The sequence below is a fragment of the Bacillus sp. OTU530 genome (assembly GCF_038440375.1).
This window is the reverse complement of sequence record NZ_JASATP010000043.1, coordinates 13,737-29,534: the sequence shown is the minus strand read 5'-3', so window position 1 is coordinate 29,534 and position 15,798 is coordinate 13,737. Positions and strand designations below refer to the sequence as shown.

Here is a 15,798-nt window from a genome sequence, read left to right as displayed (position 1 = left end):
AGCAAAATAAAAAACCTTTCCATCTGAGGAAAGGTTGAATGTGTCATTTCTTGCCTTTCACTCTTATCGTTCAAAGCATTGCTGCCTTGCATCAGGTTGAGCACCTTTACCTTTTCGGTCAGGTTGCTGGGCTTCATAGGGCCTGTCCCTCTGCCAGCTCGGGATAAGAGAGTATCCGTCTTAAAGCTATAGTATAGAAATAACACTACTTTGTCAATTCATTCCCCTTAAATTTCAGCAAAAAAATCCTGCTTATTATGTGTTGGTACATGTATTCTAAAACGAATAATAGTACACACCAATTCATCTAATAACATCTTGATCAATTTTTATAACAGGAAAAATCCCCAAAAAGTGTAAACACACAAACATAAACCAATAAATAGTATACACTATTTAAAACAATGTGTTATACTTTTTATGGGTAATGTGAGATATTTTTCTATAATTCAAACAAAGGATGGTTTTGATGATGAATACTGTGAATGTCCAAATCGGGTTAAATGAACTATTAAACGGAAGCAATGCACATGTTCAATTAAGCGTACCGCAATTGGTAGAAAAGGTTTTAATCCGAGAAGAAGGAAGCCTAACTTCAACAGGTGCTGTTTCTGTTTCAACCGGAAAATATACAGGGCGTTCTCCCAAGGACAAATTTATTGTCAGCGAAGCATCCGTCAAGGATAAAATTGACTGGGGCGTAGTGAACCAGCCAATTGCTGAAGAAACCTTTCACCACTTATACACAAAGGTACTGGAGCATTTAAGAGAAAAAGAGGAGCTTTTCGTATTCAAGGGCTTTGCTGGCGCAGACCGTAACTACCGCCTTCCCATCCAGGTTGTAAATGAATTCGCATGGCACAACTTATTTGCCCAGCAGCTATTCATCCGCCCGACAACACAGGAGCTTGCAAACCACGAAGCACAATTCACCATCGTGTCTGCTCCGACATTCAAAGCAGACCCAGCACTCGATGGAACAAAATCGGAGACATTCATTATCATTTCCTTTGAAAAGCGGATTGTACTGATTGGAGGTACAGAATATGCAGGAGAAATGAAGAAATCCATCTTCTCCATTATGAACTATTTACTTCCAGAGAAAGATATCCTTTCTATGCACTGCTCGGCCAATGTAGGGGAAGAAGGAGACGTTGCACTATTCTTTGGTTTATCCGGTACAGGAAAAACAACCTTGTCTGCCGATTCAAACCGTAAATTAATCGGTGATGATGAGCACGGTTGGTCTGACAACGGCGTATTCAATATTGAAGGCGGCTGCTATGCAAAATGCGTAAACCTATCCCGCAAGAAGGAACCTCAAATTTTCGACGCGATTACTTTCGGCTCTGTATTAGAGAATGTTGTGTTAGATGAGAATACTAGATTTGCAGATTATAATGATACCTCCTTAACAGAGAATACACGTGCCGCGTATCGGATTGATGCAATTGAAAATATTGTACTTCCAAGTGTTGCCGGTCATCCGAATACAATTGTCTTTTTAACCGCGGATGCATTTGGCGTACTGCCTCCTATCAGTAAATTAACAAAGGAGCAAGCCATGTACCATTTTTTAAGCGGCTACACAAGTAAGCTTGCCGGTACAGAACGCGGTGTTACATCTCCGCAGGCGACCTTCTCAACATGCTTTGGCTCCCCGTTTCTGCCATTACATGCATCCCGCTACGCAGATATGCTTGGTCAAAAGATTGAAAAGCACGGGGCAAAGGTATTCCTTGTGAATACTGGTTGGACGGGCGGAGAATACGGAACTGGAAAACGAATGAATCTTGCGTATACGCGTGCAATGGTGCAGGCCGCGCTAAGCGGTGAGCTCGACCGTACGGAAACGGTGAAAGACGATATTTTCGGTCTAGACATTCCACTTCATGTGCCAGGTGTACCAGATGATGTCTTAACACCGAAAAAAACATGGGCTGATCCAGCTGCCTACAAGGCAACAGCATTAAAGCTTGCGGCACAATTCAAAGAAAACTTCAAAAAGTTCAAAACGGTTCCTGAGCGTATCGTGAAGCTTGGCGGTCCCATGATGTAACCTGTTGTCTCATACCGCTTAGGGAAAGCCTACTCTTCTAACAAAACCTTGGCTTGTTGGAAACGAATTATATTAGAAAAAGAGCAGCCTATCGTGGCTGCTCTTTTTCTAATACAATCTTGGCTATTTCCGTTCTGGGACAAGCAAAAATTTTTCTAGGCGCTCACATATGGGCGTTTTTTCACATACAGTAAAATAGGCTTACTTTAGGAGGTGCATCTATGAAAAAGCTGGTTAGCGTATTAACAATTATAATGTTAAGCTTCTTTACATTTGTCGCATGCAATCAAACAAAACAAGTAAATATGCAAAAAGTTCGTGTCGGAGAGGTAACACACTCCTTATTCTACGCACCATTATATGTGGCGTTACAAAATGGATATTTCAAAGATGAGGGTCTGGACATTGATTTACAAACAACAGCTGGCGGCGACAAAACAATGACTGCGCTTCTCTCAAATGGCATTGATATTGCTCTCGTTGGTTCGGAAACATCGATTTATGTGTATAATCAAGGGGCGAAAGATCCTGTTATTAACTTTGCACAGCTCACACAAACAGATGGAACATTTCTCGTTTCCCGCAAGAAACTCGACTCCTTTAACTGGAGCGACTTAGAGGGAAGTGTATTTTTGGGGCAAAGAAAAGGCGGTATGCCGCAAATGGTTGGGGAATACGTCTTGAAGAAATACGGGATCAACCCGCAGCAAGATTTAACTTTAATTCAAAACGTTGAGTTTGCCAATATTGCAAACGCCTTTGCTTCTGGTACAGGTGACTTCGTTCAATTATTTGAACCAACCGCAAGTATTTTCGAAAAAGAAGGAAAAGGTTATATCGTAGCATCCTTTGGCAAGGAATCCGGTAAAGTTCCCTATACATCTTTTATGACAAAAGAAAGCTACTTAAAAGATAACAAGAAGGTCATCGAAAAATTCACAAGAGCCCTCTATAAAGGGCAGCAATGGGTGGATACACATAGTCCGGAAGAAATCGCAAAAGTAGTAACACCACTCTTCGAGGATACACCACAGGATATTATCGTTAAGGTCATTGAGCGCTATAAAAACCAAAACTCTTATGCAACAAATCCGATTTTAGATACAGAAGAGTGGAACAACCTGCAAAGTATTATGAAGGAAGCTGGAGAACTGCCAAAAGAAGTGCCATATGACATATTAGTGGACACTTCGATTGCGGAAAATGTCATTAATCAATAGGAGTGATTCCGCATGAGCTTTTTGACGATCCAAAATTTATACCATTGCTTTTTCGATGCCAAGGAAGCGAGGCTCGTGCTGGCTGATATTCATCTTCAGGTGGAGCAGGGAGAATTCATTTCTTTCTTAGGACCAAGCGGCTGCGGCAAAACAACTCTTCTCTCGATCATCGCCGGATTGCTTCGGCCGCTAGAAGGAACCATTGAGATTGAGGGAGAGCGTGTATGGAGACCGACCTCCTCAATCGGCTATATGCTCCAGCAGGACTACTTGTTTCCATGGAAAACAATCGAGGAAAATATCATGACGGGTCTTCGCATTACTAAGGCATATAATGAAGACAAAAGGCTGCAAGCACTGAAGCTGCTTAGTGAAGTTGGACTCAAAAATGTCGAGACGCTGTATCCGCGCCAGTTGTCAGGCGGTATGCGCCAACGAGTGGCGCTCGTGCGTACACTTGCCACCAATCCCAAAATACTGCTGCTAGATGAACCATTCTCAGCTCTAGACCATCAAACCAAAATCAAGCTGGAGGAACTCGTGTGCACCTTGCTGAAGCAGTTTAAAAAAACAGCTATCCTTGTCACTCATGATATCGAAGAGGCTATTTCTATGAGTGACCGCATTTTCTTGCTCCACACCAATCCCGGCCGTATTGCTAAAACCATTCTCGTCCCAGAAGATATTCGTTTACTTTCTCCATTTCAGGCACGCCAGCATCCAAAATTCAGGAATCTATTTCAATCTATATGGAGGGAGCTGGAAAAACTTGAAGTATAAAAACTTAGATTTATCCTTCCTGCATCGAGCGTATATACAAAAAGAACAAAAGAAAAGGCGAGCCATCGCATTGTTACAGGCTTTCATATTAGTTATCTTCTTTGTTCTTTGGGAGATCGGAAGCCGCAGCCAGTGGATTGACCCGCTGCTTTTCAGCTCCCCTTCCAGGATTTTTAACATGCTGGCTGACAAACTACTGGATGGCTCATTATATCCTCATATTTGGACGACGCTTCTAGAAACATTTACTGGCTTTCTTCTTGGTACTGCCCTCGGAACACTTATTGCAACGATATTATGGGCCTTACCGTTTCTTGCTAAGGTTCTTGATCCGTATCTCGTCGTATTAAATGCCATGCCAAAGGTAGCACTCGGGCCAATTATTATTGTTATTTTCGGACCGACCATTACATCCTCCATTGCCATGGGTGTGATCGTTTCCATCATCATCACAATTCTTGTTATTTACTCTGCATTTCGTGAGGTGGACCCAAATTATTTAAAGGTGCTGCAAACATTCGGCGCTAATAGATGGCAATGCTATCAGAAGGTTATCCTTCCTGCTTCATTGCCAATCATTATTTCAACCTTAAAGGTAAACGTTGGTCTTTCTTGGGTTGGCGTTATTTTTGGTGAACTTCTTGTTTCTAAGCAAGGTTTAGGATACTTAATTAGCTATGGCTTTCAAGTATTCAACTTTACCCTTGTTCTTATGAGCGTTTTGCTTACATGCGTATTGGCTACTGTTATGTATGTGCTTGTCGAGTGGTTTGAACGTATATTAAGTCAACATATCGAATGAATATATGTAAAGAAAACTCACCAATTGGCGAAGACAGAGGCGTAGTTGCACTTACACTGTAATCCTAAAATTTCCGACTGCGTCAAATTCGCTTCTAGCTGAGAATTTATGCTTCCTACAATGTAATACAAACAGACCTAGCCTATAAATGACTCGGTCTGTTTGTATATAGATATATATCTGCTTTAGAATTCCTGTACTTTGCTCTCTAGCATCCCTGTGCCATGTAAACAATGTTTTTGAATATACGCCAGGCTGTGCCGCAGCACATCGTCGCGCATAATAAAGCTAAAGCGCTTATCCTCTTTAATGTCATCCGGTATCTTCTTAAGCAGAACAGATCCGTTTGTTTCATTGTAATGTGTATGATCCTGCAAATCGCTAATTGTAGCAAAATAAATATTCTTAATAATAATTTTATCCCTTCCTGAGACCTTATATTGTCCTATATATTGCAAATAGGATACAATCCCGCCTGTTTCTTCCCGCACTTCACGTACAGCGGCTTCTTCAGGTTTCTCTCCGTCCTCTACTTTTCCACCCGGAAATTCTAATCCGCGTCGTAAATGATGCGTCAGCAGCCACTCATCTCCACGCCGGCAAACAACCCATACATGCTTAGGTTCATGGGAAAACGGACGATCTTCAAAGGATAACTGTACTGTATTGTGGTAATAATCTTTAAAAGTGTACATTCACACGCTCCCCTAACAATTGTGGCGAATTTTTCTTACCACAAATTGTAGCACATTCTTCGCGCCTATGCCTATTATTACAGTCCGTCTATAATGCCCAATTGTGCGATGATTTCTTGTGTCTCCTGATTGCTCAGGCTATAAATCATTTGATATGCTTTTTGAAGGCTATCGTCATATTCATGGTTTTCTGGGTCATGATGATACTCAAGGAATGGGATATGTGATCTAACAAAGGTTTTTAAATCTGCCTGATATGCTTCATCGAAATATTGACGAAGCTGCACAATTTCTATATCGCTTGCTTGAATTTCAAAGCTGTACGTATTCGCGGATTTCACCTTAGAAATCTCACCGTCTGCAATCGATACATAGTATGTTTGTTTCTCCATTTATTATCCCTCACTTTGCGAAATACTACGGTTCCTTAAACAGTGCCATCGCGCTGATAATGTCTCTATTCCTAATTGTTCCTAATTCATACAAGAAATATGCAGAACGCTGCGGACATGGTACTATGTAAGAAAAGCCTGTTTCGCTGTCTCAAAGAAAAGGGAAGGCCAATAACTGAAAAAAGGCGGGCCTTGGGAGCTAGATATCACCCCGAAAAGTTATACTTTCTTATCTTGCTTGTAAAGAAAACTCGCCGATTGGCGAAGATAGAGGTGTAGCTGCACTTACGCTGTATTCCTAAAATTTCCGATTATGTCGAATGGCTTCTTGCTGGAATTTTATACTCCTACAGTGTAAAAAGAAATACATTCTTATCCTTTAAAGCAGGAAAGGGGAGGAGAGAGGAATGTTTCATATACTAGTTATTGCTGTAATAGTTGTGATTGTTGTGCTGCTTTTATCTGTTGTCACAATTAATAAGGGCTACTCTTACAAACACTCTGTCGATCGTGCCGAAGATAGCCCTTATGTAAAACAAGACGAGGATAAACCCTCAGGTCATTAACCGAATACTTTTTCCAACTCGGCTTTTTCTTGTTGTAGCCAGAAATTCATAAGACGCTTTGCACCTTCTAAGTCATGAAGCTTAGCCTGCCCACATTGCGTTTCGTTTGCAGCTGGAACCTCTACTATTTCAACCGCGTCCTTCATCGTGTCTTCTAATAAATCGATGATTTCACGAACAGTCGGCGTACCGCTGACAACAAGATAAAAGCCTGTTTGGCATCCCATTGGAGAAATATCGATAATATCAAAATGACCGTATTTTTCTACATGCTTTCTTAAGTTATAAGCAAGCAAATGCTCTAATGTATGAATAACATCCGGCTTCATCGCCTGCTTATTCGGCTGACAAAAGCGAATATCAAACTTATTCACAACGCCGTCGCTCCCTACATGGTGAACACCGCAATGTCTCACATAGGGCGCTTTTACAATATTATGATCAAGCTCAAAGCTTTCTACTGATGGCATAATCAAATCCTCCTTTTTTCTGGATGTGCTGCATTGTATTCACATACACTCCATAATGATATTTGAAAGTTGGATTTTAGTAAAGAATACTGTCTAAAATAATGACAATGAAAAGGAGCCAGCCCATGAAATCTATGCTTCTCGCACTGATTCGCTTTTATCAGCTCGTAATCTCTCCGATAAAGCCGCCGTCATGCCGTTTTTATCCCACATGCTCACACTATGGTTTAGAGGCAATCCGCCGTCACGGCGCGGCAAAAGGAGGCTGGCTCACAATCAAACGTATTTGTAAATGTCATCCGTTTCATCCAGGCGGCTTTGACCCTGTGCCGGAAAAAACGGAAAAATATCATTAGGCTTTGTACCCGTCCGTAACCAAATCAAGACGTCCTGTTTTCGGATCAATAACCAAGCCATGAACCGGTATGCCCTCTGGCATTAATGGATGCTGGCGGATAATATCGACACTATGCTTCACGCTATCTTCTACATTTTCAAAGCCATGTAGGAAGCGCTCTAAATCAATGCCTGAAAAGCGAAGTGTATCCAGTTTCTCTTCTGAAACACCGCGAGCCTTCATTTTCTCGATTGTCTTTTCTGCTTGCAGACTTGCCATACCGCAATCGTAATGGCCGATAACACATACCTCGTCAGCGCCAAGCTCGTATAAAGCAACAAGGACGCTGCGCATAATACTACCAAATGGATGGGCAATAACCGCTCCAGCCACCTTTATAATTTTAACATCCCCATTGCGAATGTTCATTGCCTTTGGAAGAAGCTCAACAAGTCTCGTATCCATGCAGGAAATAATAACGAGCTTTTTCTCAGGATATTTATCTGTTTGGAACTTCTCATATTCCTTCTCCTGCACAAACTTCTCGTTAAAAGTTAACACTTCATGTAATAAACTCATACATTAATTCCTCCTTTATTTAATCTTCCCTTGCTTGAAAACAAGTCAAGAGGAAGAGGTTAAAAATAGCTAAGAACTGACCCTCTACTTTTTACAGCTGACAAAAAACACCATGATTCACAAGATTCTGTAACACTTTCGACAAAAAATGCTCACTTCTTCACTATACAACAAATCAGATGGTATGGGAAGAAGTCGAACTTACTCATGAGTGATTTTCAAGTACGATTGTTTGCATTGTGATATTCCTTAGCCTTTTCCGGTTCACCTTATACCCGAGACCCGGCACAGATGATACAGGCACTCTTCCATCGGACAATGTTATGTCAGGAATAATCACATCCTCTTCCCAATGGCGTGAAGATGCAGAGATATCACCCGGAATCGTGAAATTTGGGAGAGCCGCAAGCGCCACATTTTGAGCACGAGATATGCCGGTCTCAATCATCCCCCCGCACCAAACTGGAATATGATGAGCTTGGCAATAATCATGAATACGAATCGCCTCGGTCAATCCTCCCACTCGCCCCGCCTTAATATTTACAACGCGGCAGCTTCCAAGCGTGATCGCCACGCGGGCATCTTCAAGAGAATGAATACTCTCATCTAAACAAATGGGTGTTTGCAGCTCTTTTTGCAGCAATGCATGATCCAAAATATCATCATCAGCTAACGGCTGTTCAATCATCATCAGTCCGAAATCATCAAGCTTCTTTAGCTGATCCTTATCTTGCAGTGTATAAGCCGAGTTAGCATCAGCCATGAGAGGGAGATTTGGAAACGCCTGACGAATCCCTTGCAGCAGCTCAGAATCATACCCTGGTTTAATTTTCACTTTAAATCTTTGATACCCCTCCGCAGCATAGCGTTCAATTTGCTGGAGCATGTGCGGCAACGTATCGATTCCAATTACTACTCCTACTTCAATGTCGCTTCGTACCCCGCCAAGCACTGCTGCGAGCGGTTGATTTTTATGCTGTGCATATATATCCCAAATAGCCCCTTCAAGTCCTGCCTTTGCCATACGATTTCGCTTCACATTTGAAAATAGCTGAGGCAGCTCGCTTGGATGTTCAATAGTCCTCCCCAGTAAGCTTGGAACAAGAAATTCACGTAACATATGTAAGGAGGTTTGAACAGTCTCCTCCGTATACCATGGCTGCGAAAAGGCAACGACCTCTCCCCAGCCAATGCAGCCGTCCATATCCTCTATTTCAATTAAAATACTCTCCCGCTCCCGATATGTTCCGTAGCTTGTTGCAAAAGGAAAAACGAGCTTCATTTCCGTAATATGGAGCGTGACTCGCTTAATGTTCATACGAATTCTCCCTCGACCTTTTTCTTCAGTTCGCGACGCAACAGCTTATTGGAAGCATTGCGCGGCAGCTCGTCTACAAATTGAATCTCCCGAGGAACCTTATAGCGGGCCAGCCTTTTGTCGCAAAACACAAGAAGTTCCTCCTCCGTGACGGGACTCGTTCCTGCTTTTCGAACAAACGCAACCGGCACTTGTCCCCATATTTCATCCTTTCGTCCAACAACGCCTGCTTCTTCTACGTCTGGATGAGCGAGAAGCACCTCTTCAATTTGGGCAGGATAAATATTCTCTCCTCCAGAGATAATCAGGTCACTCCGGCGATCAAGTACATACAAAAATCCTTCCTGATCCACGTAGCCAATATCACCCGTTCGCAGCCAACCCTCCTCTAGCTGCACATCTCGCTTAAAGTACCCCTTTGCGACATTCGGCCCTTTAACAACAATTTCCCCTGGTACATTTGCAGGAGCTGCCTCTCCGTTTGCTTCGATCCGTAGTTGACAGAAAAATAACGGCTTACCCGCTGAACCCACCTTTGTTAGCATATAATCCGAGGACAGAGTACAAATTTGCGAAGCGGTCTCTGTCATACCATACGTTTGGTATACAGGGATATCTTTTTTCATACACTCCTCTAACAAAGGCTTCGGAGCGGGCCCACCGCCAAGAAGCACGCAACGCAGCGCCTTTGGATACGTATTCTCCCCAAGACCGCGCACCATATCTGTAAGCACCTTCGTTACAACGGAAATGATCGTAACGCCCCTTTCTTGAATTGCTTGATTTAGGGCGGCTGCATCGACCTTCTCCATAAGTACAACGCGCATGCCGTATATAACACTTTTCAGCAGAATCGACAAACCTCCAACATGAAAAAAAGGCAGACAGGCAAGCCAGCAATCATTCTCCCGAAACCCTATATTAAGCGCAGAACCGACAGCGCTGCTCCAATGGTTTCCATATGTCAACAATACACCCTTTGGGTTCCCTGTCGTGCCGGATGTGTATATGATCGTCATGACGGTATCCGAATAAAAATCCTCTTGTATAACATAAGGTTGCTCCTGAAGGGAGGAGAGCTCCCCTATTGTATATGTAGTCACATGTCTCCCATAATGCCGAAGAGCCTCGTCTGTTAGCAAAAGGGACACTTCAGCATCGTTCATTTGCCAGGCAAGCTCTTCCTCTGAGAGCCTCGTATTTAGCAGCACAGCAGTCGCTCCGACATAGGCTAAGGCATGAATTGTCAGCACCATTTGCATGCTGTTACGCATTAAAACTGCAACCTGGCTTCCTTTCTCAACTCCAGCGCTGCATAGCTTACCGGCAAGTGAAGCAACTCTTTGATGAAGCTCCCGAAATGTCAGCCGCTCCCTCTCTGTTTCAAGAGCAATGCGATCCGGTGTTAAAAATTCTCGTTGCTTGAGCCAATTTGGCATTGTCTCCATCATCATCACTCCTTTCTACGGATTGCGGTAAAATTTTGATAGTAACGAAAACACGCCGATTGGCGAGCCCCGCTCTTGGGCGAAGACAGCGGCGTAGTTGCACTTATACTTTATTCCTAAAATTTCCGACTACGCCGACTGGCTTCCAGCTGGAAATTTCTACTTTCTTACAGTGAAAAAAAGACTTGATGACAATGCATCAAGCCTTTTTTCTATCAAGGAAAACGAGGGAATTGACCGAAATCTGGCTTGCGTTTTTCCTTAAACGCATCGCGTCCTTCTTTTGCTTCCTCCGTTGTGTAATACAATAATGTTGCATCTCCAGCAAATTGCTGAATACCTGCAAGACCGTCTGTATCTGCATTAAAGGCTGCTTTTAGGAAACGAATTGCTGTTGGACTTTTCTCTAAAATTTCCTCACACCATTTTACTGTTTCTTCTTCTAGCTGTTCAAGCGGAACCACTGTATTTACAAGGCCCATGTCCAGCGCTTCCTGCGCGTTATATTGACGGCATAAATACCAAATTTCACGCGCCTTTTTATGGCCAACAATACGAGCTAAATAACCTGATCCGTAGCCAGCATCGAAGCTACCTACCTTCGGTCCAGTCTGGCCAAATACCGCATTATCCGCTGCAATCGTTAGATCGCAGACGATGTGAAGAACGTGGCCTCCGCCAATTGCATATCCTGCTACCATTGCAATAACCGGTTTTGGAATCACACGGATTAAGCGTTGTAAATCAAGTACATTCAAACGAGGAATTTCGTCCTCTCCTACATATCCGCCGTGACCGCGTACCTTTTGGTCACCGCCGGAACAAAATGCACGACCGCCTTCACCTGTTAAAATGATCACACCAATAGAAGCGTCATCACGCGCACGCGCAAATGCATCAATTAACTCAGACACTGTTTTTGGACGAAATGCGTTATGTACTTCTGGACGATTGATCGAAATTTTAGCGATACCGTTGTATGTAGAATAAATAATATCTTCATACTTTCCTTGTTGTACCCATTCAAAAGCCATGTTATAAACCTCCTTCTAAATATTGTGCTTGGAAAAAGCTCCTTACTATTGTATCAAACTTTTCTGGTTGTTCCACATGAATTGTATGACCCGCACCAGAAACTTGTACAAATTCAGCATTAGGAAGCCGCTGCTCCATACATTGTAAAATACGGAGAAACTTTTCGTCATATTCTCCCCCAAGCAATAAAACGGGCATGCACAGCCTATGCAAGGAACTCCACCAAGAGGGCTGCATTCCCGTCCCCATACCGCGCAAGCTATTTGCTAAACCGAGCGTGTTATTTTGCAAACGCTGCTGCCGCATTTGTTCCCTCACAGAATAGGGCAGCTGCTGTTGAGAGGCAAACAAGGGGATATTCTCCCACCTCTCCACAAAAGCCTCTAGACCATGCTCCATGATAAAATCTGCCTGCTGCTGATCTTGCCGCTTGCGTTCCTCGCGCTCCTCTTCACTTTCTAAACCCGGGGTGCAGCTCTCAAGCACAAGCGACCGTACCCGTTCTGCATATAAAGAAGCAATCGTAATAGCAAGCCGTCCCCCCATTGAATAGCCGAGCACATGCGCCTGTTTTATCTTTAAGGCATCAAGAAGGGCAATCATATCAGCAGCAGTCTGTTCAATGCTGTAACGCGCCCAATCGCTCGGGCTGTCCGTTTTCCCATGACCCGGCAGGTCAACAGTAATGACCTGTAAGTCATGGCTCCACAAGGGAAGAAAGCGGCGCCACACATCTTTACTTCCGGTAAAGCCATGCAGCAGTAAAAGCGCGTCACCGCTTCCTGTAATTTCATATTCATAATGCATGCCACCAAGCTTAATCAGCATTACGGTTCCCTCGCAGCCTCTCTGTTACAGACGTGGAAATGGTTGCCCACAAAGCACGATGCATTTGCAGATTGGATTCACGGTTTGTACGAATCTCAATCACATGTAAGCCGTTAGAGGAAATGCCGTTAGCTACTGCACTCCGGAATTGCTCCCATGTTTTTGGACGGCTGAAAACCCCATGATACATGTTGACAACATGCTCGTAATCAAGTCCGAGCGGCGTTCCAAATAATGCTTCAAAATGCTTCTTCTCTGCATATTGCGGCAAAAATGAAAAAATCCCCCCGCCATCATTGTTAATCACAACGATTGTCGCATTTAAGTTGTGCAGTTTTGCCGCCAATAATCCATTTAAGTCATGATAAAAAGATAAATCGCCAAGGACAAGCACAAGCGGCTCATAATGCGTACTAGCACCTAAAGCGGTCGAAACAGTTCCATCAATTCCGTTCACGCCGCGGTTGGCCAAAATGTTGATCTTTTTATCTCTCGTCAAAAAGAAAGTGTCCACGTCTCGAATCGGCATGCTGTTACCTACAAAGAGTGCCGATTGATCCGGTAATACATCTGCCAGCTCCATCATCACACGCCCTTCAAATGGCTCTTCATCCAAACCAGCGTAGGATAGGTGCTCGCGTGCAAGTGCATTCAGCTCACGCCACATACGAAGCCAGGCTGTTTCCCTCTGATTTGCAGAAGCAAATGCGGTTAATTGTCTGCAAACAGAGACCTCGTCCGCATATATCATCTCGGATGCAATTAAAGCAGGGTCACGCCAGCCCCCTTTTTCAATCACGAGATGGACTGCTGACGTTCTGGACTGTATATACTGTGTTAATGCTTTCGAAACAGGCATAGCTCCAAAACGAATGATGATGTCCGGCTGCAAATTCTGAATCTCCTCATTACGCAAGAAGGCATCATAGCACTCTAACACATTTTCTTTCTCGTGCTTACCGCTGCGCACATTAGAGAGCGGATCTGCCAAAATCGGGTATTGATATGCTGCGGCGAAGGCAGCAACCTCTTCAGCAAACGAAGGATCATTCATTTCACCGCAGACAATCAGCCCCTTTTCCATAGATGCAAGACGTTTACTTAGCGATCCCGCATGGAAGGGTGGAAGGACTGAATTCCCAAACGTAACAGATGTATACTGATTCGCGCGCCCAGCCTTCCCTCCTTCCCAAAGGTTTGGCAGAGAGAAATTCGGAATAAGCGGCTCCCGAAGCGGAAAATTCATATGAACAGGACCGCTTGGCGCCCCGTTCATGACAGCAATGGCTCTTGCCGTCGTCGTACGAACGTATTGATACATTCGTTCTGATGCTTCAGGCAACGCCATTTCGATAAACTCCTTCGTAAAGGATCCAAACAAGTTCAGCTGATTCATGGCTTGCGGCGCCCCTACATCTCTCAGCTCGTGCGGTCGATCGGCCGTTAGAATCAGCAGCGGCACACGGGAGTGAAATGCTTCACTTACAGCCGGCCAATAATTGGCTGCCGCTGTACCAGATGTACAAAGAATAGCTACAGGCCTCCTCTTTGCCTTGGCAATGCCAAGCGCAAAATAAGCAGCCGATCGCTCATCCACATGTACATAGGTTTTCATGCTTTCATGCTCTGCCATTAGCATAGCTAACGGCGTTGAGCGGGAACCGGGGCTGATGACGGTTTCGCACACGCCAAGACGTGTTAACTCATCAACAAAAGCCCCTAAATAATAGGATAACGCTTCTGTATAGCTCATTTCATACTTCCTCCTAATGCGGATAGCATAGGTTTGAACTTCATTTTTGTTTCTTCATACTCCATGTGCGGCTGTGAGCTTTCTACAATACCGCACCCTGCAAACAAGGAAGCATTCGCCCCCCGTATAAGTGCAGAACGAATCCCAACCGCAAACTCTCCATTTCCCTTATAGTCAATCCAACCAATTGGACCTGCATACAAACCGCGGTCTAGGTCTTCTTGTTCACGAATCAGCTCCATCGCCTCTTCGCGCGGGGTACCTCCCAGAGCAGGAGTGGGGTGCAATTTCTCTACCATTTCAAACAAATTGCACACCCCCCTCCCTTCTACTGGCGTATAGAGATGAATTAGGTTCTTTGTCCTCATAACTCCGGGCTGATGCGGAATATTTACCTCAGTGCAAACGGATGTCATAACCTTACGGATCATATCTACAACATAGCGATGCTCTACTAAGTTTTTCTCATCCTGCAGCAGTTCTGCTGCATTCTGTTCATCCTCCTCTTCCGTATTGCCGCGTCCAATAGAACCGGCTAAGCACATAGAGGTGAACAATTGGTCTTCCTTTTTAACGAGCCTCTCAGGCGTTGCACCAAGAAAGCAGGTATCTTGATAATCAATTGAAAAAATATAGCAATCCGGCTGTCCGATGCGTAATGCTTGAACAATATGCGCCGAATCAAATTCATTTTCTGCTGTTAATCGCAATTCACGCGCTAATACAACCTTTTGCACACGTCCTTGCTTCATTTCACTTTGAACGGCTTGAATTGCTTCCATCCAGCTTTTCGTTTGTACCTCATGTTGGCTAACAATAACGCTTCCTTGTTCTGACAAAGGCTGTCTGCTATGCTGGAGCAGCTGTTCCTCCATATTTTGCATACGCTCATACAGATCCTCTGCACAATCATCATGCCCTACAAGCTGATTAATTGTCAGCCAAGATTCTCCTTCCTTCATTGTAAGCAGGAAGGACGGCAATACTAAGACTGTATCGGAAAGCGTCTCCCAAAGCTGCGTTTTCTGCTTTAGCGGATCAAAGGAAAATCCGCCAAACAGCAGAGGTCCTGTCCCAAACGAATAGGCCGGTCCGTGCACAATGACACCATTTAGAAGCTGCTGCCATCGATTCTGCGTATCCTGAAAGCGCTTTTGAGAAGAATTTGCTATAGTGAAAGCAGATCCAATTCCTGCGAAAACTATATGTTGTTCTGGATCGGACCAATAAAACCGCTCCGTGTACCCGAATTGTTTTGCGGCCGCATAAAAAAGAAGCGGATCTGTCCACTCTACCTTCTTTACGGCACTGACTAATACTTTCGTGTCTATTGCAGCTTGTTGTATAGCAGTAAGGAGCGATTGATGTAATCCCTTGTGTTCTGTTCGAAGCACTTTGATTTCCCCCTTACTCGGGTAAACATACTGAAATTACCCTTGTATTTTTAAGATACACCCCGAACGAAACCTGTGTCAATCTTTAGCATTTTTGCGGAAATTACAGCCTCCTGAAGGAA

16 protein-coding genes and 1 riboswitch are annotated in these 15,798 nt (G+C 43.9%); of the genes, 6 read left to right on the top strand and 10 right to left on the bottom strand.

Annotated features, from left to right (window positions below; genetic code table 11):
- Positions 1–60 precede the first annotated feature (60 nt).
- Positions 61–170, bottom strand: a riboswitch (SAM riboswitch).
- A 302-nt stretch (positions 171–472) separates the two neighbouring features.
- The 4 genes from pckA (at position 473) to AAHB12_RS23650 (ending at position 4,861) form a co-directional block, all read left to right on the top strand.
- Positions 473–2,059, top strand: coding sequence for a phosphoenolpyruvate carboxykinase (ATP) (gene pckA / locus AAHB12_RS23665; RefSeq protein ID WP_342047489.1), 1,587 nt, complete (start codon positions 473–475; stop codon positions 2,057–2,059).
- Positions 2,060–2,280: 221 nt separating this feature from the next.
- Positions 2,281–3,279 (top strand): ABC transporter substrate-binding protein, encoded by a 999-nt coding sequence (locus tag AAHB12_RS23660; protein WP_129730658.1) that lies wholly within the window; start codon positions 2,281–2,283, stop codon positions 3,277–3,279.
- Positions 3,280–3,291: 12 nt separating this feature from the next.
- A complete protein-coding gene (locus tag AAHB12_RS23655; RefSeq protein ID WP_129730660.1) occupies positions 3,292–4,059 on the top strand; it encodes an ABC transporter ATP-binding protein in 768 nt (255 codons plus the stop codon).
- 34 nt (positions 4,060–4,093) lie between these two features.
- Positions 4,094–4,861 carry an ABC transporter permease gene (locus tag AAHB12_RS23650; protein ID WP_446715603.1) on the top strand — a complete coding sequence of 256 codons (768 nt, stop codon included), beginning with the start codon at positions 4,094–4,096 and terminating at the stop codon, positions 4,859–4,861.
- A gap of 185 nt (positions 4,862–5,046) precedes the next feature.
- Here AAHB12_RS23650 and ytkD read toward each other — a convergent pair whose 3' ends face one another.
- Both ytkD and AAHB12_RS23640 read right to left on the bottom strand, forming a co-directional pair.
- On the bottom strand, positions 5,047–5,556 hold the full coding sequence (gene ytkD, locus AAHB12_RS23645) for an RNA deprotection pyrophosphohydrolase (protein ID WP_342047455.1): 510 nt from the start codon (positions 5,554–5,556) through the stop codon (positions 5,047–5,049).
- 77 nt (positions 5,557–5,633) lie between these two features.
- Positions 5,634–5,948, bottom strand: a complete 315-nt coding sequence (locus AAHB12_RS23640; RefSeq protein WP_129730666.1) for a hydrolase — start codon at positions 5,946–5,948, stop codon at positions 5,634–5,636.
- Between the two features lie 407 nt (positions 5,949–6,355).
- Between AAHB12_RS23640 and ytzI the strand changes: the two genes are divergently transcribed.
- Positions 6,356–6,514 carry a YtzI protein gene (gene ytzI, locus AAHB12_RS23635; protein WP_129730668.1) on the top strand — a complete coding sequence of 53 codons (159 nt, stop codon included), beginning with the start codon at positions 6,356–6,358 and terminating at the stop codon, positions 6,512–6,514.
- Here ytzI and AAHB12_RS23630 read toward each other — a convergent pair.
- Positions 6,511–6,984, bottom strand: coding sequence for an S-ribosylhomocysteine lyase (locus AAHB12_RS23630; protein WP_129730670.1), 474 nt, complete (start codon positions 6,982–6,984; stop codon positions 6,511–6,513). The genes ytzI and AAHB12_RS23630 overlap by 4 nt on opposite strands.
- Positions 6,985–7,109: 125 nt before the next feature.
- Here AAHB12_RS23630 and yidD point away from each other — a divergent pair, with 125 nt between their 5' ends.
- Complete coding sequence (gene yidD, locus AAHB12_RS23625) at positions 7,110–7,340, top strand: membrane protein insertion efficiency factor YidD (protein ID WP_205650994.1); 231 nt, start codon at positions 7,110–7,112, stop codon at positions 7,338–7,340.
- Here the strand turns inward: yidD and AAHB12_RS23620 are convergent.
- The 7 genes from AAHB12_RS23620 to AAHB12_RS23590 form a co-directional block, all read right to left on the bottom strand.
- Complete coding sequence (locus AAHB12_RS23620; protein ID WP_342047453.1) at positions 7,337–7,900, bottom strand: beta-class carbonic anhydrase; 564 nt, start codon at positions 7,898–7,900, stop codon at positions 7,337–7,339. The genes yidD and AAHB12_RS23620 overlap by 4 nt on opposite strands.
- A gap of 205 nt (positions 7,901–8,105) precedes the next feature.
- Positions 8,106–9,218, bottom strand: a complete 1,113-nt coding sequence (gene menC, locus AAHB12_RS23615; protein WP_342047451.1) for an o-succinylbenzoate synthase — start codon at positions 9,216–9,218, stop codon at positions 8,106–8,108.
- The gene (locus AAHB12_RS23610; protein WP_342047486.1) at positions 9,215–10,666 is read right to left on the bottom strand and encodes an o-succinylbenzoate--CoA ligase; all 1,452 of its coding nucleotides are present in this window, start codon (positions 10,664–10,666) and stop codon (positions 9,215–9,217) included. The genes menC and AAHB12_RS23610 overlap by 4 nt, the downstream gene beginning before the upstream one ends.
- 215 nt (positions 10,667–10,881) lie before the next feature.
- Positions 10,882–11,700, bottom strand: coding sequence for a 1,4-dihydroxy-2-naphthoyl-CoA synthase (menB, locus tag AAHB12_RS23605; RefSeq protein ID WP_129730678.1), 819 nt, complete (start codon positions 11,698–11,700; stop codon positions 10,882–10,884).
- A gap of 1 nt (position 11,701) precedes the next feature.
- Positions 11,702–12,529 (bottom strand): 2-succinyl-6-hydroxy-2,4-cyclohexadiene-1-carboxylate synthase, encoded by an 828-nt coding sequence (gene menH / locus AAHB12_RS23600; protein WP_342047450.1) that lies wholly within the window; start codon positions 12,527–12,529, stop codon positions 11,702–11,704.
- Entirely contained in the window at positions 12,519–14,282 is a 1,764-nt protein-coding gene (gene menD / locus AAHB12_RS23595; RefSeq protein ID WP_342047449.1) for a 2-succinyl-5-enolpyruvyl-6-hydroxy-3-cyclohexene-1-carboxylic-acid synthase, read from the bottom strand. Before menD ends, menH begins: the two co-directional genes overlap by 11 nt.
- Positions 14,279–15,676 carry an isochorismate synthase gene (locus tag AAHB12_RS23590; RefSeq protein WP_129730684.1) on the bottom strand — a complete coding sequence of 466 codons (1,398 nt, stop codon included), beginning with the start codon at positions 15,674–15,676 and terminating at the stop codon, positions 14,279–14,281. The genes menD and AAHB12_RS23590 overlap by 4 nt, the downstream gene beginning before the upstream one ends.
- Positions 15,677–15,798: the final 122 nt, after the last annotated feature.

Excerpts from the sequence above, each read along its gene's own strand:
- pckA (WP_342047489.1), top strand. The coding sequence starts at position 473 with ATGAATACTGTGAATGTCCAAATCGGGTTAAATGAACTATTAAACGGA.
- AAHB12_RS23660 (WP_129730658.1), top strand. The coding sequence starts at position 2,281 with ATGAAAAAGCTGGTTAGCGTATTAACAATTATAATGTTAAGCTTCTTT.
- AAHB12_RS23655 (WP_129730660.1), top strand. The coding sequence starts at position 3,292 with ATGAGCTTTTTGACGATCCAAAATTTATACCATTGCTTTTTCGATGCC.
- ytkD (WP_342047455.1), bottom strand. The coding sequence starts at position 5,556 with ATGTACACTTTTAAAGATTATTACCACAATACAGTACAGTTATCCTTT.
- AAHB12_RS23640 (WP_129730666.1), bottom strand. The coding sequence starts at position 5,948 with ATGGAGAAACAAACATACTATGTATCGATTGCAGACGGTGAGATTTCT.
- ytzI (WP_129730668.1), top strand. The coding sequence starts at position 6,356 with ATGTTTCATATACTAGTTATTGCTGTAATAGTTGTGATTGTTGTGCTG.
- AAHB12_RS23630 (WP_129730670.1), bottom strand. The coding sequence starts at position 6,984 with ATGCCATCAGTAGAAAGCTTTGAGCTTGATCATAATATTGTAAAAGCG.
- yidD (WP_205650994.1), top strand. The coding sequence starts at position 7,110 with ATGAAATCTATGCTTCTCGCACTGATTCGCTTTTATCAGCTCGTAATC.
- AAHB12_RS23620 (WP_342047453.1), bottom strand. The coding sequence starts at position 7,900 with ATGAGTTTATTACATGAAGTGTTAACTTTTAACGAGAAGTTTGTGCAG.
- menC (WP_342047451.1), bottom strand. The coding sequence starts at position 9,218 with ATGAACATTAAGCGAGTCACGCTCCATATTACGGAAATGAAGCTCGTT.
- AAHB12_RS23610 (WP_342047486.1), bottom strand. The coding sequence starts at position 10,666 with ATGGAGACAATGCCAAATTGGCTCAAGCAACGAGAATTTTTAACACCG.
- menB (WP_129730678.1), bottom strand. The coding sequence starts at position 11,700 with ATGGCTTTTGAATGGGTACAACAAGGAAAGTATGAAGATATTATTTAT.
- menH (WP_342047450.1), bottom strand. The coding sequence starts at position 12,529 with ATGCTGATTAAGCTTGGTGGCATGCATTATGAATATGAAATTACAGGA.
- menD (WP_342047449.1), bottom strand. The coding sequence starts at position 14,282 with ATGAGCTATACAGAAGCGTTATCCTATTATTTAGGGGCTTTTGTTGAT.